This window comes from Roseicitreum antarcticum (assembly GCF_014681765.1).
Lineage (GTDB): Bacteria > Pseudomonadota > Alphaproteobacteria > Rhodobacterales > Rhodobacteraceae > Roseicitreum > Roseicitreum antarcticum.
This window is the reverse complement of the sequence record NZ_CP061498.1, coordinates 3,184,827-3,209,871: the sequence shown is the minus strand read 5'-3', so window position 1 is coordinate 3,209,871 and position 25,045 is coordinate 3,184,827. Positions and strand designations below refer to the sequence as shown.

Annotated in this window: 25 protein-coding genes and 1 tRNA gene; 8 read left to right on the top strand and 18 right to left on the bottom strand. The window is 63.4% G+C overall.

Going from position 1 to position 25,045, the window contains the following annotated elements; all coding sequences use genetic code 11:
* Positions 1–46 precede the first annotated feature (46 nt).
* From dxr to pyrH, 5 genes are all read right to left on the bottom strand, one after another.
* Positions 47–1,213 carry a 1-deoxy-D-xylulose-5-phosphate reductoisomerase gene (gene dxr, locus H9529_RS15270; RefSeq protein ID WP_092886617.1) on the bottom strand — a complete coding sequence of 389 codons (1,167 nt, stop codon included), beginning with the start codon at positions 1,211–1,213 and terminating at the stop codon, positions 47–49.
* Positions 1,213–2,019 carry a phosphatidate cytidylyltransferase gene (locus H9529_RS15265; protein ID WP_092886615.1) on the bottom strand — a complete coding sequence of 269 codons (807 nt, stop codon included), beginning with the start codon at positions 2,017–2,019 and terminating at the stop codon, positions 1,213–1,215. Before H9529_RS15265 ends, dxr begins: the two co-directional genes overlap by 1 nt.
* A complete protein-coding gene (gene uppS, locus H9529_RS15260; protein WP_092886613.1) occupies positions 2,016–2,687 on the bottom strand; it encodes a polyprenyl diphosphate synthase in 672 nt (223 codons plus the stop codon). The genes H9529_RS15265 and uppS overlap by 4 nt, the downstream gene beginning before the upstream one ends.
* Positions 2,688–2,774: 87 nt before the next feature.
* On the bottom strand, positions 2,775–3,338 hold the full coding sequence (gene frr, locus H9529_RS15255; protein WP_092886611.1) for a ribosome recycling factor: 564 nt from the start codon (positions 3,336–3,338) through the stop codon (positions 2,775–2,777).
* Between the two features lie 114 nt (positions 3,339–3,452).
* Positions 3,453–4,181, bottom strand: a complete 729-nt coding sequence (gene pyrH / locus H9529_RS15250) for a UMP kinase (protein ID WP_092886609.1) — start codon at positions 4,179–4,181, stop codon at positions 3,453–3,455.
* 146 nt (positions 4,182–4,327) lie between these two features.
* Between pyrH and miaA the strand changes: the two genes are divergently transcribed.
* Positions 4,328–5,218, top strand: coding sequence for a tRNA (adenosine(37)-N6)-dimethylallyltransferase MiaA (miaA, locus tag H9529_RS15245; RefSeq protein WP_092886607.1), 891 nt, complete (start codon positions 4,328–4,330; stop codon positions 5,216–5,218).
* A gap of 182 nt (positions 5,219–5,400) precedes the next feature.
* Positions 5,401–6,240, top strand: a complete 840-nt coding sequence (locus tag H9529_RS15240; protein WP_092886605.1) for a helix-turn-helix domain-containing protein — start codon at positions 5,401–5,403, stop codon at positions 6,238–6,240.
* A gap of 43 nt (positions 6,241–6,283) precedes the next feature.
* Here H9529_RS15240 and H9529_RS15235 read toward each other — a convergent pair whose 3' ends face one another.
* Positions 6,284–6,895: a lytic transglycosylase domain-containing protein gene (locus H9529_RS15235; RefSeq protein WP_223814203.1), complete on the bottom strand. Its 612-nt coding sequence runs from the start codon at positions 6,893–6,895 to the stop codon at positions 6,284–6,286.
* 182 nt (positions 6,896–7,077) lie between these two features.
* Here H9529_RS15235 and ssb point away from each other — a divergent pair, with 182 nt between their 5' ends.
* The 6 genes from ssb (at position 7,078) to H9529_RS15205 (ending at position 13,896) form a co-directional block, all read left to right on the top strand.
* Positions 7,078–7,593, top strand: coding sequence for a single-stranded DNA-binding protein (ssb, locus tag H9529_RS15230; RefSeq protein WP_092886603.1), 516 nt, complete (start codon positions 7,078–7,080; stop codon positions 7,591–7,593).
* A 111-nt stretch (positions 7,594–7,704) separates the two neighbouring features.
* A tRNA-Gly gene (locus H9529_RS15225) sits at positions 7,705–7,778 on the top strand.
* 89 nt (positions 7,779–7,867) lie between these two features.
* Positions 7,868–8,830 (top strand): DMT family transporter, encoded by a 963-nt coding sequence (locus H9529_RS15220; protein WP_092886601.1) that lies wholly within the window; start codon positions 7,868–7,870, stop codon positions 8,828–8,830.
* A gap of 190 nt (positions 8,831–9,020) precedes the next feature.
* On the top strand, positions 9,021–10,115 hold the full coding sequence (locus tag H9529_RS15215; protein ID WP_092886599.1) for a TRAP transporter substrate-binding protein: 1,095 nt from the start codon (positions 9,021–9,023) through the stop codon (positions 10,113–10,115).
* A gap of 130 nt (positions 10,116–10,245) precedes the next feature.
* A complete protein-coding gene (locus H9529_RS15210) occupies positions 10,246–11,223 on the top strand; it encodes a TRAP transporter small permease subunit (protein WP_092886597.1) in 978 nt (325 codons plus the stop codon).
* A gap of 9 nt (positions 11,224–11,232) precedes the next feature.
* On the top strand, positions 11,233–13,896 hold the full coding sequence (locus H9529_RS15205; protein WP_092886595.1) for a TRAP transporter large permease subunit: 2,664 nt from the start codon (positions 11,233–11,235) through the stop codon (positions 13,894–13,896).
* Positions 13,897–14,183: 287 nt separating this feature from the next.
* On the opposite strand, the gene kdsA is transcribed toward H9529_RS15205, so the two are convergent.
* The 12 genes from kdsA to H9529_RS15145 form a co-directional block, all read right to left on the bottom strand.
* Positions 14,184–15,038, bottom strand: coding sequence for a 3-deoxy-8-phosphooctulonate synthase (gene kdsA / locus H9529_RS15200; RefSeq protein WP_092886593.1), 855 nt, complete (start codon positions 15,036–15,038; stop codon positions 14,184–14,186).
* Positions 15,035–15,823: a 3-deoxy-manno-octulosonate cytidylyltransferase gene (locus H9529_RS15195; protein WP_092886591.1), complete on the bottom strand. Its 789-nt coding sequence runs from the start codon at positions 15,821–15,823 to the stop codon at positions 15,035–15,037. Before H9529_RS15195 ends, kdsA begins: the two co-directional genes overlap by 4 nt.
* Positions 15,824–15,883: 60 nt before the next feature.
* Positions 15,884–16,774 carry a lysophospholipid acyltransferase family protein gene (locus tag H9529_RS15190; RefSeq protein ID WP_092886589.1) on the bottom strand — a complete coding sequence of 297 codons (891 nt, stop codon included), beginning with the start codon at positions 16,772–16,774 and terminating at the stop codon, positions 15,884–15,886.
* A gap of 175 nt (positions 16,775–16,949) precedes the next feature.
* The gene (locus H9529_RS15185) at positions 16,950–17,195 is read right to left on the bottom strand and encodes a hypothetical protein (RefSeq protein ID WP_143033476.1); all 246 of its coding nucleotides are present in this window, start codon (positions 17,193–17,195) and stop codon (positions 16,950–16,952) included.
* An 85-nt stretch (positions 17,196–17,280) separates the two neighbouring features.
* Positions 17,281–18,501 (bottom strand): tryptophan synthase subunit beta, encoded by a 1,221-nt coding sequence (gene trpB / locus H9529_RS15180; protein WP_092886585.1) that lies wholly within the window; start codon positions 18,499–18,501, stop codon positions 17,281–17,283.
* Positions 18,486–19,151: a phosphoribosylanthranilate isomerase gene (locus H9529_RS15175; RefSeq protein WP_092886583.1), complete on the bottom strand. Its 666-nt coding sequence runs from the start codon at positions 19,149–19,151 to the stop codon at positions 18,486–18,488. The genes trpB and H9529_RS15175 overlap by 16 nt, the downstream gene beginning before the upstream one ends.
* Positions 19,152–19,156: 5 nt before the next feature.
* Positions 19,157–19,525, bottom strand: coding sequence for a LapA family protein (locus H9529_RS15170; RefSeq protein WP_092886581.1), 369 nt, complete (start codon positions 19,523–19,525; stop codon positions 19,157–19,159).
* 14 nt (positions 19,526–19,539) lie between these two features.
* Positions 19,540–19,821, bottom strand: coding sequence for an integration host factor subunit beta (gene ihfB, locus H9529_RS15165; RefSeq protein ID WP_092886579.1), 282 nt, complete (start codon positions 19,819–19,821; stop codon positions 19,540–19,542).
* A gap of 297 nt (positions 19,822–20,118) precedes the next feature.
* The gene (rpsA, locus tag H9529_RS15160) at positions 20,119–21,798 is read right to left on the bottom strand and encodes a 30S ribosomal protein S1 (protein WP_092886577.1); all 1,680 of its coding nucleotides are present in this window, start codon (positions 21,796–21,798) and stop codon (positions 20,119–20,121) included.
* A 109-nt stretch (positions 21,799–21,907) separates the two neighbouring features.
* Positions 21,908–22,528: a (d)CMP kinase gene (locus H9529_RS15155; protein ID WP_092886575.1), complete on the bottom strand. Its 621-nt coding sequence runs from the start codon at positions 22,526–22,528 to the stop codon at positions 21,908–21,910.
* Positions 22,529–22,539: 11 nt separating this feature from the next.
* On the bottom strand, positions 22,540–23,883 hold the full coding sequence (aroA, locus tag H9529_RS15150; protein WP_092886573.1) for a 3-phosphoshikimate 1-carboxyvinyltransferase: 1,344 nt from the start codon (positions 23,881–23,883) through the stop codon (positions 22,540–22,542).
* A 179-nt stretch (positions 23,884–24,062) separates the two neighbouring features.
* Entirely contained in the window at positions 24,063–24,968 is a 906-nt protein-coding gene (locus H9529_RS15145; protein WP_176846941.1) for a LysR family transcriptional regulator, read from the bottom strand.
* Between the last annotated feature and the right edge of the window lie 77 nt (positions 24,969–25,045).

The window sequence follows — 25,045 nt, the reverse complement described above, 5'->3', positions numbered from 1 at the left end:
CGACTCATTAATGCTGCCTGCATCCGACTGCGCATGGCCCTGCCGGTTACAGACCCTTCCGCACAAGGTCTTCCGCTGTTTGACGCGCGAAGGCGTCCATGGCAAGCACACCTTCAAGCGAACCTACCTCAGCATGTAAGCCAGATTGCGGCGAAAGCACGTCCAGAACGCGTTCGACAAGGGTCGCCATCTCCAGAAACCCGATGCGCCCCGCAATAAAGTGATCCAGTGCGACTTCTTTTGCGGCGTTGAAGGCCGCGCCGGCATGCCCGCCGGTCGCCATCACCTCCCGGGCCAGGCGCAGAGCGGGAAAGCGGTCGGGGTCCGGTGCCTCGAAGGTCAGTTGGCCCATCGCAGCCAGATCCAGCCGCGCCACTGGCAGCACGCGCCGCTCGGGCCAGTGCAGCGCATAACCAATCGCATGGCGCATGTCCGGCGCGCCCAGATGCGCCATGAGCGCGCCGTCGTTGAACCCCACCAGCGCGTGGATGGTGGATTGAGGATGCACCAAGACCTCGATCTGATCGGGATTGACACCGAAGAATTCCCGCGTCTCAATCACCTCCAGCGCCTTGTTGAACAGCGTGGCACTGTCGATGGAGATCCGCTGACCCATGGTCCAGTTGGGATGTGCAACCGCCTGAACCGGCGTGGCCGCGGCCAGTTTCTCGCGCGGCCAGGTGCGGAACGGTCCGCCGCTGGCCGTGATGATGATACGCTCGACCGCGGCAATATCCTCGCCCGTCAAGGCCTGGAAGATCGCGGAATGTTCGCTGTCCACCGGCAGGATCGTGGCGCCATGCCGTGCGGCCTCGGCCATCAGAAGCGGGCCTGCGGTGACCAGCGATTCCTTGTTGGCCAAGGCCAGTGTCGCGCCCTGCGCCAATGCGCGGAATCCCGGTGCCAGCCCGGCCGCGCCAACGATGGCCGACATGACCCAATCGGCGGGCATCGCGGCGGCGTCCAGCAACGCGCCGGGCCCGGCCGCCACCGCAACACCGCTGCCCGCCAGCGCCGCCTTCAGGTCACTGTAGCATTCATCATGGGCAGTCACCGCGACCTCGGCGCGCAAGGCGCGCGCTTGTTCGGCCAGTCGCGTGACATTGCGCCCGCCAGTCAGCGCGACCGTGTGCAGATCATCGCGCCCGACCAGGAGATCGAACGTGTTTTCGCCGACCGACCCGGTCGCGCCAAATACCGACACCCGCCGCATCACACTGCCCCCGAAATCAGAACCAGGACCCCCAACGCGTCGAGGATCAGGAACACGAAGGCTGCCGCGACCATCGCGTCGAAACGATCCATCACGCCGCCATGGCCGGGAATCAAGTTAGAGCTGTCCTTGACCCCCGCCACCCGCTTGATCGCGGATTCGGCCACATCGCCCACCTGCCCCGCCGTGGCGATCAGCACCGAAACCAGCAAAAGCCCGGGCCCCATGCCCAGTGACCCCATGAAGATCCAGCCAATCGGCAGCGCCATCAGCCACCCGGCAATGGTTCCTGACCATGTCTTCTTCGGACTGACCCGGGGCCACAGCTTTGGCCCGCCGATCACCCGGCCCGCAAAATACCCCGCCACGTCCGAGCCAACGACCAGGCACACCAGCCACAACACCCAAGGTATCCCGTACCCGGACCTCAGGAGGATCAGCCCGAAGGCCGCAAACAAGATCATGCCCAGATAGCCGGCATAGATCCCACGCCGCGTAGGCATGCGCCAGGTCAACAGAACCACCGCCGCCGCAAGGGCCGCCAGCGACCACAAACCGCTCAGCGAGTTTGCGAAGACATAGACCGCCACCGCCGCTGTCACCCCTGTGGCCTCGGTCTTGCCGCCGGGTGCAGCGGGGTCGAGCATGCGAGAAAGTTCCCAGACCATCGCCCCCGACAATGCAGCCACCAGCAGGTCGAAGACCGGTGCGCCGAACCATACCGCAGCCGCGCCCACCGCCAGCATGACAACAGCGGACAGAAAGCGCGGCATCAGATCGGCAAAGCGCGCGCCGCGTCCCGTCATGTCAGCCCGCCGAACCGGCGGTCACGCTGCCCGAAGCGCGCCAAAATCTCGGCCATGCTGTCGGGGGTGAAATCGGGCCACAGGATCGGGGTGAATTCATACTCTGCATAAGCGCCCTGCCACAGCAGGAAATTCGAGGTACGGCTTTCGCCGCTGGTGCGCACGATCAGATCGGGGTCGGGCAGGTCATGCGTGTCCAGATAGGCCCCGATCGAAGATTCGTTCAGCGTCTCGGCCCGTACCTCGCCACGCGCCACGGCAAGCGCGAGCGTCCGACTGGCGCGCATGATCTCGTTGCGCCCGCCGTAGTTGATGGCGACGGTCAGTTGCACGCTGGTGTTGTGGCGGGTCTCGGCCTCGATCCAACTGAACAGGCGCTGCAGCTTCGGGTCAATCCGGCTTCGGTCACCGATGATGCGCATCCGCACGCCCTCAGAATCCATCCGCCGCGCCTCTCGCCGGATGTAGCGGCCGAAAAGCGACATCAGACCCAGCACTTCTTCGGTCGAACGCTTCCAGTTCTCGGTCGAAAAGGCATAGAGCGTCAAATGCGTGATGCCAAGGCCGGGGCAGGCCGCGACCAGTTCGCGCACCCGCTCGGCGCCCTTGCGGTGGCCGACCAGACGCGGCCAGCCCCGTTGCGTGGCCCAGCGGCCGTTACCGTCCATAATGACGGCAACATGCAACTGGGATGGGTCGGAAGGGTTTTGGCCGGTCAAATCAAAAACGCCCTGAAAATTAGAGGAATTGCGGCGTCAGACCTGCATGATCTCGGCTTGTTTGCCTTCCAGTTGCTTGTCGACCAGCGAAATATGCTTGTCTGTCAGGTTCTGGATCTCGTCCGACCAGAGCTTTTGCTCGTCTTCGCTCATTCCGGCGGTCTTGGCTTTCTTCAACTGGTCCATGCCGTCACGACGCACGTTGCGGACCGCAACCCGGGCAGCTTCGGCATATTGCGCGGCGACCTTGGTCAGTTCGCGACGGCGTTCCTCGTTCAGTTCAGGGATCGGCAGCATGATGATCGTGCCGTTCATCTGCGGGTTGATGCCCAGACCGGAATCGCGGATCGCCTTTTCCACCTTGTTGACCAACGACTTGTCCCACACATTGATCGTGACCATGCGCGGCTCGGGGACGTTCACCGTACCCACTTGGTTGATCGGTGTCGGCTGACCATAGGCATCGACCATCACCGGTTCGATCATCGAGGCCGAGGCGCGACCCGTGCGCAGAGAAGCAAATTCTGTCCGCAGCGCTGCCATGGCACCATCCATCCGGCGCTCCAGATCGTCTATGTCGATTTCGATTTCTTCTGACATCGTGCAACTCATTCATTCCGGCGCGCGAGGCCGCGCCCATTGGCAAGTTCTATAGCCCACCGCCTAGCAAGAAGTCGAGACCCGGAAGGCAGATCGGACAATACCGGCGTGGCCTCAGTCGCTGACGCGGGTATATGTCCCCTCGCCGCGCAGGATGCCGCAGAAGCCACCCGGTTCGTCAAGACTGAACACGATGATCGGCAAATGGTTTTCACGCGCCAACGCGATGGCGCTGGCGTCCATCACGCCCAGATGTTGCTGCAACACCTCATCATAGGTGATGCGCTCGTAATGTTTGGCATCGTCATGCTTCTGGGGGTCCTTGTCATAGACGCCATCCACCTTGGTGCCCTTGAAGATCGCTTCGCAGGCCATTTCGCTTGCACGCAGCGTCGCGGCGGTATCGGTGGTGAAGTAGGGGTTGCCGGTCCCGGCAGCAAAGATGCAGACCCGCTTCTTCTCCAGGTGGCGCACGGCGCGGCGGCGGATGTAGGGCTCGGCCACTTCATCCATACGGATGGCGCTTATCACGCGGGTATGGATATCAAGCGCCTCCAGCGCCGATTGCATCGCAAGCGCGTTCATCACCGTGGCCAGCATGCCCATGTAATCCGCCGTCGTCCGCTCCATCCCTTGCGCGCTGCCTTGCAGCCCGCGAAATACGTTGCCTCCGCCAATGACCATGCAGATTTCGACGCCGAGATCATGGACCGATTTCACCTCGGCGGCGATGCGGGCAACAGTGGGCGGGTGCAGCCCATAGCCTTGATCCCCCATCAACGCCTCGCCCGAGATCTTCAGCATCACGCGGCGGTAAGTGGCAGGCAAAACGGGATTGGGCATCGGAGGGCCTTTCGGGGCATGGCGACATGACCCGCCACACCGCGCGCGCGGGCTTGGGCGGAATGTGCTGTTTTCATCGCCGGTAAAATGTCGGAAAAGCGGGGGGTGTTCAACCGGCAAACTGCCCGAAAGGCTCCCCAATCGCCATGCACCTGACCGATGCCCAATCGCTGCCCGATCCGGCCCGCCCTGTCTTGCTGGCCGGGCCGACTGCGTCGGGCAAGTCCACGCTGGCGATGGCATGGGCGCGGGCGCAGGGCCGGGTGATCGTGAATGCCGATGCGCTGCAGGTTTATGACTGCTGGCACGTCCTGACAGCGCGCCCCCCGATCCGCGATACCGATGCGGTACCGCATCTGCTCTATGGACATATCGACCGCAGCACGGCCTATTCAGTCGGGCACTGGCTGCGCGAGGTCGCAGATGTGCTGGCCCGGCATTCCAATCCGGTCATCGTGGGTGGCACGGGGCTCTATTTCAGCGCGCTGACCCGGGGGCTGGCCGATATTCCGCCCACACCACCCGGGGTGCGGGCTGATGCCGATGGCCTTCTGGCATCGGGCGGGGGCGCAGCGATGCTGGCCGCACTGGACCCCGACACCCGCGCCCGCATCGATACGCAGAACCCCGCCCGAATCCAGCGGGCATGGGAGGTCTGGAAGACCACGGGGCGCGGGCTGGCCAGTTGGCAAGATGACACGGCCCCGCCTCTCGTGCCGCTGCAAGCCTGCACCGCATATGTGATGGCCGCTCCGCCGGACTGGTTGTCGCCGCGAGTCGATTCGCGGCTGGAGGCGATGGTCCAAGGCGGCGCGCTGGACGAAGTGCGCAAAAACCTGCCGTTCTGGCAGCAATCGGCCCCTTGGGCGCGGGCCATAGGTGCGCCGGAGCTAACCGCGCATCTGCAACACCAGATATCGTTGTCTGATGCGGTCGAAGCCGCGAAACTTGCCACGCGGCAGTATGCCAAGCGGCAGCGCACCTGGTTCCGCAACCGGATGGGTACATGGACGACCGTTTTTGTGAATGAACCATAACTATCTGGTAAAACTTCATAATTGTTGATTCCGTTGCAAACGCGGCGGTCGGGGGACGCGCTGTCACTTTCCGGCAACGCAGGGCCCGTCCATGCGTAGGCGACCCGGCCTTTGGCGATTTTTCTTTGGCCGGGCGCGCGCGGCCCTTAGTGTTGCCACAAAGCGGCGGCAGGCAGAGGCTCATGAAACACATTCCAGAAACCCCTTCGCGCCTGCGCATTACCCCAATTGCTCGTCTGGCCGTGGGCGGCAAATGGCGGGTTGAATCGATGCGCGCCCTGCGCGAGCCGGTTTTCCTGTGGTTCACCTCGGGTCAGGGGCGGATCACCGTCGCGGGCACCACACGCGGCTATGGCACGCACAACGCCATCTATATTCCGCCCGGCACGCTGCACGGGTTCGAGGTCGGACTGCGCGCCCATGGTACTGCTGTGTTCTTCGGGAGCGACCACAGCCCCGACCTTCCCTCCGCGCCGGTACATTTGCGGATCCGCGAAAGCGGCCCTCAGAAAGAGATCACAGGCATTCTGGAAAACATCCAGCGCGAGGCCGACAGCGGTCGCGCCGGGTCGGTCCGCGCCGCCCGCCATCATCTGGGTCTGCTGGAGGTATGGCTGGAACGCCAGATCGGCGCGCATGATGCCACGCCCGCCTCGCTGGACCGTTCCGCCGATTGCGCACAGCGGCTATCAGCGCGATATGCCAGCCTGTTGGAGCGCGATTTCCGCACCAATTCCACCGTTGCCGATTATGCAGCAGCCTTGGGGATCACGCCCACGCATCTGTCCCGGGTGTGCAAGGCCACCTCAGGGCGCACGGCGCATGCGCTGCTTCAGGACCGCATCGTCTATGAGGCGCGGCGTCTGCTGACCGAGACCGCGCATCCGGTGAAGGATGTCGCACACTCGCTCGGATTCTCGACACCCGGCTATTTCACGCGGATGTTCCAGCATAACACCGGCACAACGCCGACCGCGTTCCGCAAAACCCAGCCGCATCAACCACTGATCCCGCGCTACTAAGGCCTGTCAAGCACGCTTGGTCCGAATACCGCGCGCGTCCACCTCAGCCCGTGCCCAGGATAATCTGCACATATTGCGTGGTCTCGGCAAATGGGGGCACCCCGCCATGCTGCTCGACCGCGCCAGGACCCGCGTTATAGGCTGCAAGCGCCAGCCGCCAGTTGCCAAACCTGTCGTACATCATCCGCAGGTAGCGCGCGCCACCGTCCAGGTTCTGGCCCGGATCAGTCGGATCGACCGCCAGCAGACGCGCCGTGTCAGGCATCAGTTGCGCCAGCCCGATCGCCCCCTTGACCGATACTGCCCCGGTGTTCCACCGGCTCTCCTGATGCACAAGGCGCAGGAACAAATCCTCAGGGATGCCATGACGGCGAGCGGCAGCGCGAGCCGTCGCCAGATGCGCCCCCGTGTAGGGGCCGGTATAGCGTGGAATTGCGGGTGCAGCGGGAACCGCTGAGTCAGGCAGCAGCCTGACAGAGCCAGAATATTGCTCGGACAGCCGACCATCCAGCAGCCGCGCCTGACTGCGGAAAAGATCACCGCGCGACGAACTGGAGGACGCGCGCAGATCCAGCCCCTGCGCCTGCGCGCCGCCCGCACCAAATACCGCACACAGCGTCGCGAGAAATATCATTGCCCGGAAAACCTGTGTCATCGTGAACAACTTCCATTCCGCCCGCTTGTTGCGATGCACATTACCCTATGACCACGCTTGTTTTCCAGCAATTTCCCACGCAGCCCATGACAAACCATGCCCGCCCGCCCAAGCACCCCCGTGTAAAGCGCGCGCGTCTGGTGTAATCGGAGAAATCAGTGCAGATTCGCGAAGGACACGAAATGGCAGGTTCAGTTAACAAAGTCATCCTGATCGGCAACCTCGGGCGCGATCCCGAAGTGCGGAATTTTCCCAATGGCGGCAAGGTCTGCAACCTGCGGATTGCCACATCCGAACGCTGGCGCGACAAGGCCACTGGCGAGAATCGCGAGAAAACTGAATGGCATTCAGTCGCGATCTTTGCCGAGCCGCTGGTGCGCGTAGCCGAGCAATACCTGCGCAAAGGCTCCAAGGTCTATATCGAGGGGCAGCTGGAAACCCGCAAGTGGCAGGACCAGTCGGGCGCTGACCGCTATTCGACCGAAGTCGTGCTGCGGCCCTTCCGTTCGGAACTGACGATGCTGGACGGCCGCAACGACGGCGCGGGCGGCGGCGGCGGCGACATGCGCGGCGGCGATCCCTATGCTGGCGGCGGCGGCTCTGGGGGCGGGGCAGCAGGCGGCGCTGGATCGCGTGGCGGACGAGATCAAGGCGGCTATTCCGGCCCGTCCGATATGGATGACGAAATCCCGTTCTGAGAATCGCATGCCGACCGCCCGGCAGCACCTCTGCAGGGCAACGCCCCACCCGGCCCCGACGTCAGCGACAGGCTTGACGCCGGGGCCGGGCGCGGCTATCCAACTTCCGATGCGGGTGTAGCTCAATGGTAGAGCAGCAGCTTCCCAAGCTGAATACGAGGGTTCGATTCCCTTCACCCGCTCCATCACTCTCACCCGCCGCTGCCATGACGCCGCATTCGCGGTGTTGGTGCACATGGGCCACCAACGCATTACCACGCCGGGGAGACCAGATATGTCAGAACGCGACCGTATCGTCCCCGGCACCGCCCAGACAGGCATCACCCCAAAAAACACAGTCCACATCGAAGCTCCGGCGCAGCCACTGAAAGCAGCATTGTGGATGGGGGGCGCGATTGCGTCCTTCGTCTTCATGACCATCGCCGGCCGCGCCATCCAGATCGAGCTGAACAGTTTCGAGCTGATGTTCTGGCGCTCTGTCATCGGCTTTTGGATCGTGATCGCGCTGATCGTCACCCATCCGAGGTTTCGCAACGCCCTGCCCGGGCAGCGCTGGCAGATCATCCGCCCGACCAACCCCGCGCTGCACCTGACCCGCAACGTGTTCCACTTTGCCGGGCAGAACCTGTGGTTCTACGGCATCATGATGATCCCCTTGTCGCAACTGGTCGCGATTGAATTCACCTCGCCGATCTGGGTGGCACTGCTGTCGCCACTGGTGCTGGCCGAACGGCTGACCCGCCGCAAGCTGGGGGCGGCGATGCTGGGATTCGCAGGCGTGCTTCTGGTGGCGCAACCCGGGCTTCAGCCAATCAACAGCGGGCATATCGCGGGGATGCTGGCCGCCGTCGGCTTTGCCATGAACATCATGCTGACCAAACGCATCATGCGTCATGACGCTGTGCTGTGCGTGCTCTTCTGGATGACATTGCTTCAAGCGCTTTTCGGGCTGATCCTGTCGACGCTGGGCGGCTTCACCTGGCCCTCGACCGAAGTGGTGCCCTGGCTTTTCGTCGTGGGCATCACCGGGCTGACGGCGCATTTCTGCCTGACCACGGCACTGAGCGTGGCCCCCGCCACCACGGTCGCCCCAATGGAATTCGCGCGCCTGCCGATCATCGCGCTGGTCGGTGTCTGGGTCTATGCCGAGGCACTGGACCCTTGGGTCTTCGCGGGTGCGGTCATCATTTTCAGCGCGAACTGGATCAATACGCGCAACTCCGCGCCGGCCCGATAACCCGGCCCTGACGGCGCCGACCAGCGGAGGGGAACAAAGCCCCCCAAGGGGGAACGCGGCGCTTGCCGAAACTTGCGCTGCACGCAACGTCAGACACCTAAACAGGGTTTTCAGGTTAAAGCGGCTGTGCTTAAACTCGCCCATCCGTCTACGACTGGATGGACCATAAAAACACCTTGGGAGGAAGACTATGGATCGTCGCTCATTTCTGCGCACGTCGGCACTGGGGGGCACTGCAGCTGCCGCATCCACGCTTGCCGCACCTGCGATTGCCCAAAGCAGCACCAGCTGCGTGATCGTTTCCACCTGGCCACGCGGCCTGCCCGGTCTGGGGACCGGCGCGGAACGTCTGGCCGCGCGGATCACGGAACTGACCGACGGCGCCATTGCAACGGAATACTATGCTGCGGGCGAACGCGTCGGCGCATTCGACGTGTTCGACGAAGTGTCGGCCGGCAATGCGCAGGCCTATCACGCCGCAGATTACTACTGGAAAGGCCTGCACCCGGCCTGGTGCTACGTCTGCGCTGTGCCCTTCGGCCTGACCTCGCTGGAGCAGAACGCCTGGATGCACCACATGGGCGGGCAGCAACTGTGGGACGAACTGGGCGACGATTACAACATCAAGGGTTTCCTGGCGGGCAACACCGGCGTTCAGATGGGTGGCTGGTTCAACAAGGAAATGAACAGCGCCGATGACTTCCGGGGCCTGCGCATGCGCATCCCGGGTATCGGCGGCGACATGATGACGAACATGGGCGTGTCGGTCGTATCACTGCCCGGAGGCCAGATCTTCGAAAGCCTGACCTCGGGCGCGATCGACGCCACCGAATGGGTCGGTCCATGGAACGACTATTTCCTCAACCTGCATCAGGCAGCGCGCTTCTACTACTGGCCCGGCGTGCACGAACCCGGCTCGGCGCTGTCCATGGGCTTCAACAAGTCCTGGCTGACCGGCCTGCCCGCCTGGCAGCAAGCCGCGATCGAAGCGGCCTGCAGCGAAGAAAACGACAAGATGTTGTCTGAGTTCAACGCGAACAACGGGATCTATCTGGACCGTCTGATCCGCGACCATGGCGTGCAACTGCGCCGCTTTAACGAAGACATCTACGATGCCTTCGGCGACGCGGCAGAAGCCACGTTCGACGAGTTGCGCCAGCATTCCGACCTTGCCAACCGCATGCACGAAAGCTTCGAGGTGGCGCGTGCGCAGGTCGGCGGCTGGATGAACATCGCAGACGTCCCCTACCTGACCGAGCGCAACCGCGTTCTGGGTATGGAATAAGGCCCTCCGGGGCATTGCTTCCATTACGACGAAGGGGCGCGCAGTGATGCGCGCCCGCGACACATTTCGACCGGGCGCGCGCCAACAAAATTCAAAATAGCGCGTCCAGTCCTGCAGGGTGGATACCATAATGACTGACCCCGCCGCGCCCGCGCGCGACATGACGGCCCTTGCGCTGCGGCTTTTTGCTTGGGGCACGGTCACCATCGCTACCGCTTTCATGTTCGAAAACTGGCTGATCCACTGGCAAAACCTGCCTGCGGCCCGCAGCATCTTTCACGGTGGTGGCGGGCTGGCGGCGGCGGCAGGCTATGTCGTGGCGGCAGTTGTTGCCGTGATGCTGGCGCTGCGCGGCCAGGCCGGATCGCTGCGCAACGACAGCGCGCGGATCAGCGGGTTGGTGACTTACCTCGCACGTTCCGCCTTCTTCATCGTCTTGCTGCTGGGCGTCGTGGATGTCACCATCTCTTTCCTGCGGATCGAGGGGCTGCTGCCGCTGTTTGTCAGCCCTGACCTCGAAACTCAACTGGGCCAGGCACAGTGGCGCGGGCCCTATGTGCACATGCCGCTGGCCGCACTTGGCCTTCTGCTGGGACTGGTAACGCGGGGGCTGGGGTTCATCTGGCTCGCGCTCCTCGTCGTTGTCGTCCAACTGGTGATCGTGCTGGGCCGCTTCATCTTCTCTTATGAGCAGGCATTCGTATCCGATCTGGTGCGGATGTGGTACGCGGGCCTCTTCCTTTTCGCATCAGCCTTCACGCTGATCGAGGAAGGGCATGTCCGCGTCGATGTGCTGTTTGCGGGCATGTCGCGCCGGGCCAAGGCCGTGGTAAATGGCATAGGCTCAGTCGTCCTTGGCATGGTGATGATGTGGACCATTCTGATCCTTGGCACGCCGACCAGCGCCAGCCCCATCATCGGCCCGGTGCTGCGCTATGAACAGGGCCAACAGACCTATGGCATGATGACAAAATACTGGATGGCGGTGTTTCTGGCGATTTTCGCCATGACAATGTTGTTCCAGTTCGCCGCCTATGTGTTGAAGGCCGCCGCCGATTGGCGCGATGAGCCGGACACCACCCCTCAGACAGCCTTCGTGGCAGGATAAGAGCACTCTATGGAAGTCGTGTTTCTGGCCGTTCTGGTCCTGATGATGATGTTTACCTTGGGCATCGGTTTCCCGGTAGCATTCGCCCTGCCCGGGTCGGCCATTCTGACCATCGGCCTTGCCGCCGGGTCGGGCCTGATCTTTGCGGGCGACTCCAGCGCCTATTTCGCCAATGGTACCGCGACCGAATGGCTGAGCGCGGGGGTGACGAACTTCCGCGGGGTCTACTGGGAGGCCGACCGCGACACGTTGATCGCGATTCCGCTGTTCGTCTTCATGGGGATCATGCTGCAACGCTCCAAGATCGCTGAGGAGTTGCTGGTCACCATGGCGAAGCTTTTCGGCGGGCTGCCCGGCGGGCTTGGTATTTCCGTCGTGGTGGTGGGCGCGCTTCTGGCCGCGACCACGGGGATCGTCGGCGCGACCGTGGTGGCGATGGGGCTGATCTCGCTGCCAGCCATGATGCGCAACAACTACAGTCAGTCGCTGGCCACCGGCACAGTGCTGGCATCCGGTACGCTTGGCCAGATCATCCCCCCCTCCATCGTGCTGATCATTCTGGCCGATCAATTGTCCAGCGCAGTCGATCAGGCGGGCCAGATGCGGCTGGCGGAATACCGCGAGGCGACGGGCGAATTTTCCATGCCGTCAGAGCTGGCAGTCGTGCCTACCTCGGCGGGGGACATGTTCATGGGCGCGCTGATTCCCGGGCTGGTCCTGGTTGGGATGTATATCGTGTATATCCTGTGCTATGCGCTGCTGCGGCCTCAAAACGCCCCGTCAGTCCCGATCGAGGGACGGATGGATCGTCAGTTCTGGATCGACGTGATCTTTGCCATCGTGCCGCCGCTGTTGCTCATCGTGCTGGTCCTCGGCTCCATTATCAGCGGGGTCGCGACGGTAACGCAGGCTGGCGCTGTAGGCGCGGCAGGCGCCACTGTCATGGCGGGCTACAAGCTGCATGGCGGCGCGCGCAAATACTGGCCGGTGGCGATTTCCATCGTGTCGCTGGCAGCGATCTGGGCGCTGGGAAATGCCTATAACCTGAACGTGCGTCAGCTGGAAACCTCGGGCGATCATGTCGGCGTCTACATGGCAGTCGCCGTGGTCGCCGCCCTGCTGCTGGCGCTTGGATGGAGCACATTGCGCACCTACCGCGTCGATGAAACGCTGCGCGCCGTGATGTTGGAAACCGCAAAGACCTCGGCGCTGGTGTTCATCATCCTTCTGGGCGCAGCGATGCTGATTTCCGCATTCCGCGGGTTTGGCGGTGAACATCTAGTGAAGGATTACCTGACCGGCCTGCCGGGTGGCTTCTGGGGGCAGTTCATCATCATCATGGCGGTGATCTTCCTTCTGGGCTTCTTCCTCGATTTTATCGAGATCGCCATCGTCGTCGTGCCCATCGTCGCCCCGATCCTTTTGATGAACCCCGAGGCGAACGTGACCGCGATCTGGCTCGGCGTGATGATCGGGCTGAACATCCAGACCTCGTTCCTCACACCGCCCTTCGGTTTTGCGCTGTTCTACTTGCGCGGTGTGGCGGACAAATCGGTCAAGACGCTCAGCATGTATAAGGGCGTGATCCCCTTCATCCTCATGCAACTGGGCGCGCTGGTCATCGTGGGCTATGTGCCGCCGCTGGTGAACTATCTGCCCGCACGCATCTCACTGCTGTCAGAAAACGCCCCGCCGCCGCGCAACCCGCGTCTGCAATACTGCGTCGAACAACTTCTGGCTGACCAGATCCCCGCGCAGGAAGTCGCCGTACGCGCGCTGATGGCCGATGTGGCTGCGGTGGATCTGGCGATGCTGCCACAGGGTCGGCAGCGCGACATCGCGCGCGCGCTGGCAGGCTATGACGAGAGCTTCCCGCTGCTGGCCACATTTGAGGCGACAAGCGACGACATCGCTGCGGCATCGCCCGCCTATCGCCCGCAGCATCAGGAGGTCCGTGCGATCAGGCGAGAAGTGGATCGGTTGCAGCGTCAGGCCGAAGCACTGGACCTGCAACGCACCCGCACCCGGGCCGAAACACCCGCAGCAGACCAGACCCGCGCGCGGCTGACCGCGCGCATCGAGGCACTGACCCAGGAAATCGCTGCGATCCGTGCCACGATCCCCGAAGGATGGGAGGCCGCCGAAGACGCGTTTCAGGCATTGAACCGGGCGGAGCAGGATGCCCGCCGCGCCTTCCGGTCGGCTGCCGAACAATCCTACATGGCGATCCGCGACACCGCTGCCGAAATCGCCGCTGCCGGTGAATTCGAAGCCCTGATTCCCGAGGTGGAGGCATTGGTCGCCAGGGTCGGCACGGGCGAAGACCCCGAGGTGCTGGCCGACGCGCTGCGCGCGCTGGAAAGCCAGGCATCCGCGCAGGCCGGCGGCGAAACCCTACGCAGCGCGCTGAGCGATCTGCGCGGGGCGATCAGCGGACGGCGGGCATCGCCGGAAGCGGCGATGGAACTTGCGCCGCAAGCGCTGTCCGTAGCGCAGGCCGAGGCCGCGTGGCGCATGCAGGCGCAACCGACCGCCCTGCCCGCCCTTGCCGCGCTGGAAGCAGAAACCCGCCACACCTTGGGCCTACGCGAACAGCAACGGCTGGAACGCAACACCGCGCTGAGCGTGGCACGCTGCCTGTCTCAACACCGCGACATCTCGCTGAGCTTCTGAAAACTGGGCGTTGCGGCAGGGCGAAAGCATCCCTGACGGCAACGCCCCTTCGAACCACCGAGCCATCGTCGGGGCCAATGGCGTGCCGCGCGGGTCCGACAGGTCGGAAATAGACCCTGGTTCAAGACATTGGGCGATCACGCATGCATAAACGCAGTCCGCGCGCGTAAACGCGCGCTGCAGTCATTCCCGGAATGCGGTTGGAAAAGCCTGCGCCAATGGCGTGGCCGCAGGTGACCCGCGCTGCCTGTCTGGCTATGCGCCTGCCCTATCGCGACAGCGAAGCCTCAGCGGATCATCTGCCCCTTGGTCAGCCGGTCAAACGCCGACAGATCACTGATCAGCCCCTGCATCTGGTCCAGCGGGATCATGTTTGGTCCGTCCGAGGGCGCGCGGTCCGGGTCTTCATGCGTCTCGATAAACACCATGCTGACCCCCACCGCGCAGGCGGCCCGCGCCAGAACCGGCGCGAATTCCCGCTGCCCGCCGCTGCTGCTACCAAGGCCGCCGGGTTGCTGCACCGAATGCGTCGCGTCGAACACTACCGGATAGCCGCTGGCCGCCATGGTCGGCAGGCCGCGAAAATCTGTGACCAGCGTGTTATAGCCAAACGACGTACCCCGTTCGCACAGCAAAATATTCTCATTCCCGGTGCTCGCGACCTTCGCCGCAACATTGGCCATGTCCCAGGGCGCCAGAAACTGCCCCTTCTTGATGTTGATGACCCGCCCGGTCTCGCCTGCGGCGAACAAGAGGTCCGTCTGGCGGCACAGAAAGGCGGGGATTTGCAAGATATCGACCACCTCGGCCGCACGGGCGCATTGATCGGCGGCATGCACATCGGTCAGGACCGGACAGCCGAATTCTTCCCGGATGCGGCCGAGTATTTCCAGCCCCGCGTCGATCCCTACCCCGCGCTCTGCCCCAAGGCTGGAGCGGTTAGCCTTGTCATAGCTTGCCTTGAACACGAAGCGTGTGCCCGTGGGGGCACATGCCTGCGCCAGCCCTTCGGCGATCATCCGCGCGTGGTCCAGGGATTCCAACTGACACGGCCCCGAGATCAGGCCAAAGGGCAGCGCGCCCCCCACCTGAAAATCGGCGATGGCAACGCGGCGGGTATCGGTGATCTTGGACACGGTCATGGTTTGCCTTTCAGCACGGCCTCGATACGGCCAACGTCGATGGGGTTGTTAAGCTCCCAGAACACGCGTCCCTGCGCCTCGACCTCGACGCACAGGATCGGCGTGCCGTTCTCCAGGAAGCGCAGTTGCTCCAGCCCCTCATTCAGTTCCAGCGGGCCTGCCTGCCAGTTGCGATAGGCCCGCAGCGCAGCGGGACGATAGGCATAGACGCCGACATGGTGGAACACCGGCAGCGGCGGCGGTGTGCCATCGGGCAGATAGGGAATGACCTCTTTCGAGAAATAGAGCGCCTGCATAGCCGCCCCGAACACCGCCGTAGTGCCGCCCACGCGGCCCGCCGCGCGGTCGGCGCGGAAATTCGCATAGGTCTGGGCATCAACCCGGATCACCGGCGTCGCCATCTGTGCCGAACGGTCCGTGGCCATCGCCTCCATTAGCGCGAAGACGAACCACGGCGGGGTCAGGGGTGCATCGCCTTGCAGATTGATGATCAGATCCGCATCCAGCCCGGCATTCTCCATCGCCTCGGCGCAGCGCATGGTGCCATTCTCGCACGCCTCGGAGGTCATGATCACCTGCGCCCCAAAGCCCTCGGCATGGGCGCGGATACGGTCGTCATCCGTGGCGACATACACGCCCTCTACCCCCGGGACCAGTTGAGCCGCATCCCAGCTGCGGCGGATCAGCGTGCGACTGATGCCATCGGGGCCGCGCAATTCCACCAAAGGCTTGCCGGGATACCGGGTCGAGGCATAGCGCGCAGGGATCACAATCACGGTTTTCACGACATCATGCCTTCCGGGTCAATCTGGATGCTCAGGTTATGGGCCATCCGTCGCCCGCGTTCAAGCGCTGCTGCGGTGCGGCCCCTTCCAGCGCCGATGCACCCAGAACCATTGCTCCGGATGCGCGCGCACCAAAGCCTCGACCCGTTCGTTGATGGCGATCGTCATGGCCATCGGATCGGTATGCGGGATAGGTTCCTGAAGCTGGATGTCGAAGCCAAGGCCCGAGGCATCGCGCAGCGCGAACGCCGGAATCAGCACCGCATCGTATTTCAGCGCCATTTCCGCCGTTACCAGCGAGGTCCAGGCAGGGCGCCCAAGAAACGGGATCAACGCACCATCCATCGCGGCCAAGTCTGTCAGTATCCCAAGGGTGCCGCCCCCGCGCAGATGCTTGACCAGTTGCATCATGCCCCGGCGACCCTGCTTAAACATCGGCGTGCCGATGGTGGAAATGGCGCGGACGTAGTGTTTGTTAAAATATGGGTTGGTCATGCGCCGGTATAGCGCGCCCATGGGATAGCCCGCAGCCACCAGATGTGCGCGCACTGCATCGTAATTGCCCATATGTGCGGTGACCAGAATGACCGCCCGCCCGTCTGCCCGCGCCTGTTGCAGCGCAGCAAGACCGGGGCCGCGCACCGGGTTCGAGGCGGCATGGCGGATGAACTCGTGCCCCGAATAGATCTCCATCAAGGTACGGCCCACATTGTCGGGCACCGCGCGGGTCAGGCGATTCACCTCGGCCTCGGGCAGATCGGGCATGACATGGGCCAGATTGTTGCGCACCCGGCGCGGCCACCCTGCCAGCGGGCCGAAGACCCGCGCGACGAACCAGCCCACCAACGGCACCCGCCAGCGATAAGGCAACAGCTTCGCAAGCCCCAGCACCGACCGCACCGCAAGATCGGTTGCGACATGGGTGATCGTCTGGAAACGGCTTTTGGACATGATGGTCCTCAAGGGTGGGGCAATGGGCCATCGGCGGGGACGGGCATTGCCGGGTGGGTTGGCGCCGCGTGCGGCGGGACGGACCCGGGTGATCGCATTCGCGACCTGACTTGCAACGCGCCGCTTCTGGCGGTGGCGTCCGCGTATGGACCCGGATTTGGCGACGCGCCCAGGATCACTCCGCGTCGGCGAGCCCCAGATCCCAGCCATCGGGGTAAAAGTCATGCGCCAACGCAATCCGGGTGGAGATTTCCTCCTGCGCCCAGACCGATGCCGCCGTGACCGCGATGGGGCCGAAACTGGCGATCAGGGTCTCGCCATCGTCATCGCGAATGGTGCGGAAGCCCTTGGCGCGCAGCGCTTTTTCGAACGCGTCCCAGTTGGCATCCAGTTCTTCAACGAAGAACAGAAAATCGACCACGGCGCTTTCTGGGACCCACCCGGGGGGGGCGCTGTCAAAAGTCTCAAAAGTTTCGCGTCGCTGAGCGTCATAGTTATGCGCCATGCTACAACTCAAACCCAAGCGCTTTGGCGACAGTATAGATATCCTTGTCGCCGCGCCCGCACATGTTCATCACCAGCAAGTGGTCAGAGGGCAGGTCCGGCGCGATCTTCAGCACGTGGGCCAGCGCGTGGCTGGGTTCCAGCGCGGGAATGATGCCTTCCAGCGCGCAACAGGTCTGGAACGCCTCCAGCGCCTCAACATCGGTGATCGCCACATATTGCGCGCGACCGATATCATGCAGCCAGGCGTGTTCCGGGCCGATCCCGGGGTAGTCGAGACCAGCCGAGATGCTGAACCCCTCCAGGATCTGACCATCATCATCTTGCAGCAGATAGGTACGGTTGCCATGCAACACGCCGGGACGGCCGCCTGTCAGCGAGGCGCAATGCTCCATCTTTTCATTAACGCCCTTGCCGCCCGCCTCGACCCCGATGATATTCACCGACTTGTCGTCGAGGAAAGGATAGAAAAGCCCCATGGCGTTCGACCCGCCGCCGATCGCGGCGATCAGCGTGTCGGGCAGGCGGCCCTCACGCTCCATCATCTGTTCGCGGGTTTCCTTGCCGATAATGCTTTGAAAATCGCGGACCATGGCAGGGTACGGATGCGGACCGGCCACCGTGCCGATGCAATAGAATGTGTCGCGCACGTTGGTTACCCAGTCGCGCAGCGCGTCGTTCATTGCATCTTTCAGCGTGCCACGCCCGCTGGTCACGGGGACAACCGTCGCGCCCAGCAATTTCATGCGGAACACATTGGGCGCCTGCCGTTCGACATCATGCGCGCCCATGTAGACAACACATTTCAGGCCGAACCGCGCACAAACGGTGGCCGTTGCAACGCCATGCTGGCCAGCGCCGGTTTCGGCAATGATCCGGGTCTTGCCCATCCGCATCGCAAGCAGAATCTGACCCAGCACGTTGTTGATCTTATGCGCGCCGGTGTGGTTCAGTTCATCGCGCTTCAGATAGATCTTCGCGCCGCCGCAATGTTCGGTCAGCCGTTCGGCGAAATACAGTGGCGAGGGGCGGCCGACGTAGTGTTTCCACAGGTCGTCCATCTGCGCCCAGAAGCTGTCATCGGTCTTCGCCCGCTCATACTCGGCTTCCAACTCCAGGATCAGCGGCATCAGGGTTTCCGACACGAAGCGCCCGCCGAATTGGCCGAAGCGGCCGTTCTCATCCGGGCCGGTCATGAAAGAGTTGATCAGGTCTTCGGGCATGGCACGTTTCCTTTCGCGGCGTCGACGAACGCCTGCATTTTATCGGGGTCTTTTACCCCCGGCGCGCGCTCAACGCCAGAGGACACATCCACCTGCCGGGCGCCCGTCATTTCCATGGCCATTGCGACGTTGACAGCCGTCAAGCCCCCCGCCAGCATCCATGGCCGCGACCATTGTCGGCCCGCGATCAACCGCCAGTCGAAGGTCAGGCCGTTGCCGCCGGGCAACGCACCATTCTTCGGCGGCTTGGCATCCACCAACAGCATGTCAGCCACCGTGGCATAGGTTTCAAGGGTGGCAAGATCCTCTGCCCCGGCAACGCCCACGGCTTTCATCACCGGCAACCCATAGCGCGCCTGCACCGCAGCGACGCGTGCGGGCGATTCCGAACCATGCAGTTGCAAGATGTCGAGCGGGACAGCAACACAAATTGCGTCCAGTTGCGCGTCGGTCGCATTCACCGTCAGCGCCACCTTCGCCACACCGTCAGCGGCGGCAAGTGCCACCTCGCGCGCTGTGTCCAGAGCGAGGTGCCGGGGCGATTTTTCAAAGAATACCAGCCCGACATATCCGGCGCCTGCTTCGACTGCGGCGCGCATGTCAGACGGACGGGTCAGCCCGCAGATTTTCACCCGTGCAGATGGTACCATGGGCGTCAGCGAGACACGTTGGGGCCATCCACCAGCGCCAGAACGTCATCATCGCGCTGTACCACCGGTACGCCCGAGGCGCGTTCGCGGGTGATTTGGGTTTTCAGATTGTCAGCCTCGGCCCGGGCAGCGGTCGCGTCTTTGCGATAGCCGCGTTCGCGCAGCCATTCCCAGACCAGCCCCAACAGCAACCCGGTCGCAATAGCCCCCCCAAGAATGAGAAACAGTGGCATGGTAAGGCTGATGTTGAACCCGATCAGATCGCCCAGCCCCTGCGGCAGCAATGACACCGTGACCACGTTGCGGTTGGCCAGCGCGACAATCACGAATGCCAGCGCAAGCAAGGTCCAGAAAGCGTAGCGAATATATTTCATTGGGCCCTTCGGTACTATTGGTCGTTAAGGCGGTCGCGCAGCTGTTTGCCCGCCTTGAAGAATGGCACATACTTATGGTCGACTTCGACCGATTCGCCAGTCCGTGGGTTGCGGCCAACGCGCGCATCCCGATGCTTGACCGAAAACGCGCCAAAGCCCCGGAGCTCGACCCGGTCACCGCGCGCCATCGCCTCGATGACTTCCTCAAAGACGGTGTTCACGATCCGCTCGACATCCCGTTGAAACAAATGCGGGTTTTCCTCCGCAAGCTTCTGAATCAATTCAGAACGGATCATCCCGCCCTCCTTTGTTGTCGGCACCTCGAATACACCATTTATGCGATAGTATAGGGGGAATTGCCAGCGACACAAAGCGCAATCCACAGTCAATCGGGCGGATTGCCGCCGCGCCCGGCGACAATCCTCTGCTGCGCGCCTTTAAGATGCGGCACTACAGGCCCGCCATCCGCGCCTGCGGGGTGGTGCGACGTCTGATCCTGCCCTCCCCCGTCCGCGCGATTCGGCAAAAGAAAACGGCCCCGCGAAACCGCGGGGCCGTTGCTGACCTTCTTTATTGCGTCGAAGCGCTACAGATCAGCTGCGGTCTTTCAGAGCTGCGCCCAGGATGTCGCCCAGCGATGCACCGGCGTCCGAGGAACCGAACTGCTCGACGGCCTCTTTCTCTTCGGCGATCTCGCGCGCCTTGATCGACAGGCCCAGACGGCGGGTTTTCGCGTCGACATTGGTGATGCGCGCATCGACCTTGTCGCCGACCTGGAAGCGCTCGGGGCGCTGGTCCGCACGGTCGCGGGCCAGATCGGAGCGGCGGATGAACGACTTGGCGCCGTTGTATTCCACTTCAATACCGCCATCCTCGATCGCGGTGACAGCGACCGTCACGACCGAGCCGCGCTTGATGCCGTCAACGGCATCCGAGAAGTTGTCGTTTTCCAGCGCCTTGATGGACAGGGAAATCCGCTCTTTCTCGACATCGACTTCCAGGACGGCCGCAGTCACGGTGTCGCCCTTGCGGAAGTCCTGAATGGCCTCTTCGCCACGCTGGTCCCATGACAGATCGGACAGGTGAACCATGCCATCGATGTCGCCTTCCAGACCGACGAACAGACCGAATTCGGTGATGTTCTTGATCTCACCTTCAATCTGGGTGCCGGCGGGATGGGTTTCAGCAAAGACTTCCCACGGGTTGCGCATGGTCTGTTTCAGACCCAGCGACACGCGACGCTTGGCGCTGTCGATTTCCAGAACCATGACCTGAACTTCCTGGCTGGTCGAAACGATCTTGCCGGGATGCACGTTCTTCTTGGTCCAGGACATCTCCGAGACGTGGACCAGACCTTCGACACCAGGCTCCAGCTCAACAAATGCGCCGTAATCGGTGATGTTGGTCACGCGGCCCGCATGCACGGTACCCAGCGCATAGGAAGTTTCGACCGAATCCCACGGATCGGCCTGAAGCTGCTTGATGCCAAGGCTGATGCGGTGGGTATCCTTGTTGATCTTGATGACCTGAACTTTCATGGTCTCGCCGATCGACAGGATTTCGGACGGGTGGTTTACCCGGCGCCATGCCATGTCGGTGACGTGCAGCAGACCATCAACGCCGCCCAGATCAACGAACGCACCGTATTCGGTGATGTTCTTGACCACACCATCGACGATCTGACCTTCGGTCAGGTTGGCGATGACTTCGGCGCGCTGTTCGGCACGCGATTCTTCCAGGATTGCGCGGCGTGACACAACGATGTTGCCCCGACGACGGTCCATTTTCAGGATCTGGAAAGGCTGTTTCAGCCCCATCAGCGGGCCTGCGTCGCGCACGGGGCGCACGTCGACCTGGCTGCCGGGCAGGAAGGCAACTGCGCCGCCCAGATCCACGGTGAACCCGCCTTTGACACGGCCAAAGATCGCGCCTTCAACGCGCGCTTCGTCGGCATAGGCTTTTTCCAGACGGTCCCAAGCGGCTTCGCGGCGGGCTTTCTCGCGGCTGATGACAGCCTCGCCCTTTGCGTTCTCGACGCGGTCAAGGAACACCTCGACCTCATCACCGACCGAAATATCGGCCGCTTCGCCCGGGTTTGCGAATTCTTTAAGATCGATGCGGCCTTCCATCTTGTAGCCGACATCGATGATGGCCTGGCCCGCTTCGATCGCGATAACCTTGCCTTTGACCACTGACCCTTCGGCCGGCGTGTCCATCTCCAAGCTCTCGTTCAGGAGGGCTTCGAATTCTTCCATGGTTGCTTTAGCGCACATATATAACAGTTTCCTTTTCAGATCGATTTATTCAGGCCTGACGGTTGGCTCCGCCGGTCTTGGGTTATGGTTGTCAGGGGACTGAAACGCACAAATGGCCACGGGCAGACTACCCGAGACCTTTGCGCATCCGTTGTGACACGAGGTCAGCCGCCAACTCGACAGCCGCGTCTATAGTCAGTTCCGTCGTGTCAAGCAAGACTGCATCGTCCGCAGAAATCATCGGCGCGGCATCGCGCGCCGCGTCGCGGGCATCGCGGGCGCGCAACTGGGCAAGCACCTCGGATTCCGCGATGGGATCGCCCTTGGCCGAGAGTTCCAGCCAGCGGCGGTGCGCCCGCACCGCATCAGACGCGGTGACAAAGAGCTTCACATCCGCGTCCGGGCAGATGACCGAGCCGATGTCACGCCCGTCCAGCACCGCGCCGCCATCGCGCGCGGCAAAGCTGCGCTGGAAGGCCAGCAAGGCCGCGCGCACTTCGGGGATCACAGCGACACGGCTGGCCCCCTCGCCCGCCCGCGCGCTGCGCAAGTCGGGGTGGTTCAGATCTTCAGGGGTCAGCGCCTGTGCGGCGGCCAGTGGCTCAGCGCCCTCGGCGACCATCCTCCCCACGGCGCGATAAAGCAGCCCGGTATCCAGATGCGCCAGCCCGAATTGATCAGCGATCTTGCGGCTGATCGTACCCTTGCCCGCCGCCGCCGGCCCATCGATGGCTACTGTGAAGCCCATGGTCTGCCCCCTTATCCGTTGTCCCGCGCGACCTGCGCGCCTAGTCCCGTCATCAGCCCCTCGAACAGCGGGAACGAGGTCGCGATCGGGCTTGCATCATCTACCCGGATCGGCTTTTCCGCAACAAGGCCAAGACAGACGAAAGCCATCGCGATGCGGTGGTCGAGATGGCTGGCCACCGTCGCGCCGCCGGGGACGCTGGCCATGCCATGCACAGTCAGGCTGTCTTCGGTTTCCTCGATGCGCACGCCGCAAGCCTCCAGGCCCCGGGCCATGGCGTCGATGCGGTCGGATTCCTTCACGCGCAGCTCTTTGACGCCGCGCATGACCGTGGTGCCCTGCGCGGTGGCGGCAAGAGCGGCAAGAACGGGATATTCGTCGATCATGCTGGCGGCGCGTTCGGGCGGGACGGTCACGCCCTTCAGGGGGCCGAAACGAACGCGCAGATCGGCGACAGGCTCCCCACCTTCTTCGCGCGGGTTCTCAAACGCGATGTCGGCACCCATATCCACCAATGTCAGATAAATACCATTCCGCGTGGGATTCTGGCTGACGCCGGGCACCAGTATATCGGAATCCGGCACCATCAGCGCCGCACAGACCGGGAAGGCCGCGCTGGACGGGTCGCGTGGCACGGCGACATCCAACGGCCTGAGCTCGGGTTGGCCGGTCAGGGTGATGACGCGCCCCTCAGGCGTGTCCTCGACTGTCAGTTCGGCACCAAAGCCGCGCAGCATGCGTTCGGTATGGTCGCGCGTCGGCTCACGCTCCACCACTACGGTCTGGCCCGGCGCGTTCAGCCCCGCCAGCAACACCGCAGATTTCACCTGCGCCGAGGGCATCGGCACGGTATAGCGCACAGGCACCGGATCAGCCGCGCCTACCAAGGTCATTGGCAGCCGCCCGCCCGCGCGGCCCACAGCCCTTGTGCCAAAAAGCGCCAGCGGATCGGTGACCCGGCCCATGGGCCGCTTGGTCAGACTGGCATCGCCGGTGAAGGTAACGGTGATCGGGCAGGTGGCCATTGCACCCATGATCAGCCGCGCCCCGGTGCCGGAATTGCCGCAGTCGATCACGCGGTCAGGTTCCGCAAACCCGCCCACGCCGACGCCAAATACCGACCAGTCGCCCGGGCCGTGCTGCACCACTTCTGCGCCAAAGGCGCGCATGGCGGCGGCGGTGTCCAGCACATCCTGCCCTTCCAGAAGGCCGGTGATGCGCGTCTCGCCCACCGCCATAGCACCGAAGATCAACGCACGATGCGAGATAGATTTATCCCCAGGCACCTCGGCCACTCCGCGCAGCGGCGGGCTTTTGCGGGCGGTCATCGGGATCGGGGTGCCATGGCCGGACATTTTCGCGCCTCATCACTTCTGAATGCGCGGGTGATAGCGCAGCACCGCGCAGGGGTCCATGGCAAATGGGCCGCAAGCGCCGGGTTTAGCGGAAAGGCCGGTTTGATGGAAAGGCCAGTTTACTCGAAAGACGGGTTTACTGGAAAGGCGAGTTTACTGGAAAGGCGGGGCGCGCCCCGTCAATCAGGCGGCAATGGCGCGAAAGCTTGCGCGACCCGGGCGATACAGGCCGTCACCCGGTCCAGCAACGCAGGCCGCGCGGTGTCGTGCGAGCGCACGACGAAGAACGCATGCCGGATCGGCACGGTAAAGGCGCGCGCAACCAGCCCGTCGCGCAGTTCCGACCGGGCCATCAGCGCATTGGCCAGCGTCAGCCCCATGCCCTGCGCCACGAAACTGCAGGCCGCGTTGACCGCCTGTGTCTCAATCACGACATTCGGCGTCACGCCCGCGCGACCCAGCGCATCCTCGACCTCGACCCGGAAAGGACGCGAACGGCCAAGCAAGATCAGCGGCACCCCGGCCAGATCAGCAGGAGAGATGCGCGCCTGCGCGGCCAGCGGATGCGTGCCCGGCAAGATCACCTGCGTGCCGACCGTCATCAGCGGCTCGGCGACGATCGCGGGGTGATCTATCGGCCCCTTGACCAGCCCCAGATCAACCCGCCCCAGCGCAACGGCATCGACCGTATCGCGGTAGGACATGACATCCACCGCCAGCCGCAGCCCGTGCAATTCCGCCGCCAGCATCTGACACGCAGGCGCGATCAGGGCCGTGATCAGCCCCACGGGCGCGGCCAATCGCAGCGCCGCCCCCCCGGTGCCCACCCCGGTGACGGTATCGAAAGCGCCCAGCGCGCGCTCCACTTCGGCCAGCAGCATCTCGGCCCCCGGGCGCGGCACCAGCCGTCCGCCGACACGCTGAAACAGGCGATCCCCCTTGGCGGTTTCCAGTTCCGCCACCAACCTGCTGACCGTGGGCTGCGACACACCCAGCCGTTCGGCCGCCTGTACGGTCGACCCCAGCGTCATCACGGCGTGAAACGCCCGAAGATGTCGCAATTCGATGCCAAGTGTATCCGCCAAATGAATACTCGTATTTCTGATATTCATATGATTGCGCCAAATTGACTTATCTGCAAGCCTTTGAATCACAAGTTGGG

Coding starts and splice junctions, on each gene's coding strand:
- dxr (WP_092886617.1), bottom strand. CDS start 1,213: ATGCGGCGGGTGTCGGTATTTGGCGCGACCGGGTCGGTCGGCGAAAAC.
- H9529_RS15265 (WP_092886615.1), bottom strand. CDS start 2,019: ATGACGGGACGCGGCGCGCGCTTTGCCGATCTGATGCCGCGCTTTCTG.
- uppS (WP_092886613.1), bottom strand. CDS start 2,687: ATGGACGGTAACGGCCGCTGGGCCACGCAACGGGGCTGGCCGCGTCTG.
- frr (WP_092886611.1), bottom strand. CDS start 3,338: ATGTCAGAAGAAATCGAAATCGACATAGACGATCTGGAGCGCCGGATG.
- pyrH (WP_092886609.1), bottom strand. CDS start 4,181: ATGCCCAATCCCGTTTTGCCTGCCACTTACCGCCGCGTGATGCTGAAG.
- miaA (WP_092886607.1), top strand. CDS start 4,328: ATGCACCTGACCGATGCCCAATCGCTGCCCGATCCGGCCCGCCCTGTC.
- H9529_RS15240 (WP_092886605.1), top strand. CDS start 5,401: ATGAAACACATTCCAGAAACCCCTTCGCGCCTGCGCATTACCCCAATT.
- H9529_RS15235 (WP_223814203.1), bottom strand. CDS start 6,895: ATGACACAGGTTTTCCGGGCAATGATATTTCTCGCGACGCTGTGTGCG.
- ssb (WP_092886603.1), top strand. CDS start 7,078: ATGGCAGGTTCAGTTAACAAAGTCATCCTGATCGGCAACCTCGGGCGC.
- H9529_RS15220 (WP_092886601.1), top strand. CDS start 7,868: ATGTCAGAACGCGACCGTATCGTCCCCGGCACCGCCCAGACAGGCATC.
- H9529_RS15215 (WP_092886599.1), top strand. CDS start 9,021: ATGGATCGTCGCTCATTTCTGCGCACGTCGGCACTGGGGGGCACTGCA.
- H9529_RS15210 (WP_092886597.1), top strand. CDS start 10,246: ATGACTGACCCCGCCGCGCCCGCGCGCGACATGACGGCCCTTGCGCTG.
- H9529_RS15205 (WP_092886595.1), top strand. CDS start 11,233: ATGGAAGTCGTGTTTCTGGCCGTTCTGGTCCTGATGATGATGTTTACC.
- kdsA (WP_092886593.1), bottom strand. CDS start 15,038: ATGACCGTGTCCAAGATCACCGATACCCGCCGCGTTGCCATCGCCGAT.
- H9529_RS15190 (WP_092886589.1), bottom strand. CDS start 16,774: ATGTCCAAAAGCCGTTTCCAGACGATCACCCATGTCGCAACCGATCTT.
- trpB (WP_092886585.1), bottom strand. CDS start 18,501: ATGCCCGAAGACCTGATCAACTCTTTCATGACCGGCCCGGATGAGAAC.
- H9529_RS15175 (WP_092886583.1), bottom strand. CDS start 19,151: ATGGTACCATCTGCACGGGTGAAAATCTGCGGGCTGACCCGTCCGTCT.
- H9529_RS15170 (WP_092886581.1), bottom strand. CDS start 19,525: ATGAAATATATTCGCTACGCTTTCTGGACCTTGCTTGCGCTGGCATTC.
- ihfB (WP_092886579.1), bottom strand. CDS start 19,821: ATGATCCGTTCTGAATTGATTCAGAAGCTTGCGGAGGAAAACCCGCAT.
- rpsA (WP_092886577.1), bottom strand. CDS start 21,798: ATGTGCGCTAAAGCAACCATGGAAGAATTCGAAGCCCTCCTGAACGAG.
- H9529_RS15155 (WP_092886575.1), bottom strand. CDS start 22,528: ATGGGCTTCACAGTAGCCATCGATGGGCCGGCGGCGGCGGGCAAGGGT.
- aroA (WP_092886573.1), bottom strand. CDS start 23,883: ATGTCCGGCCATGGCACCCCGATCCCGATGACCGCCCGCAAAAGCCCG.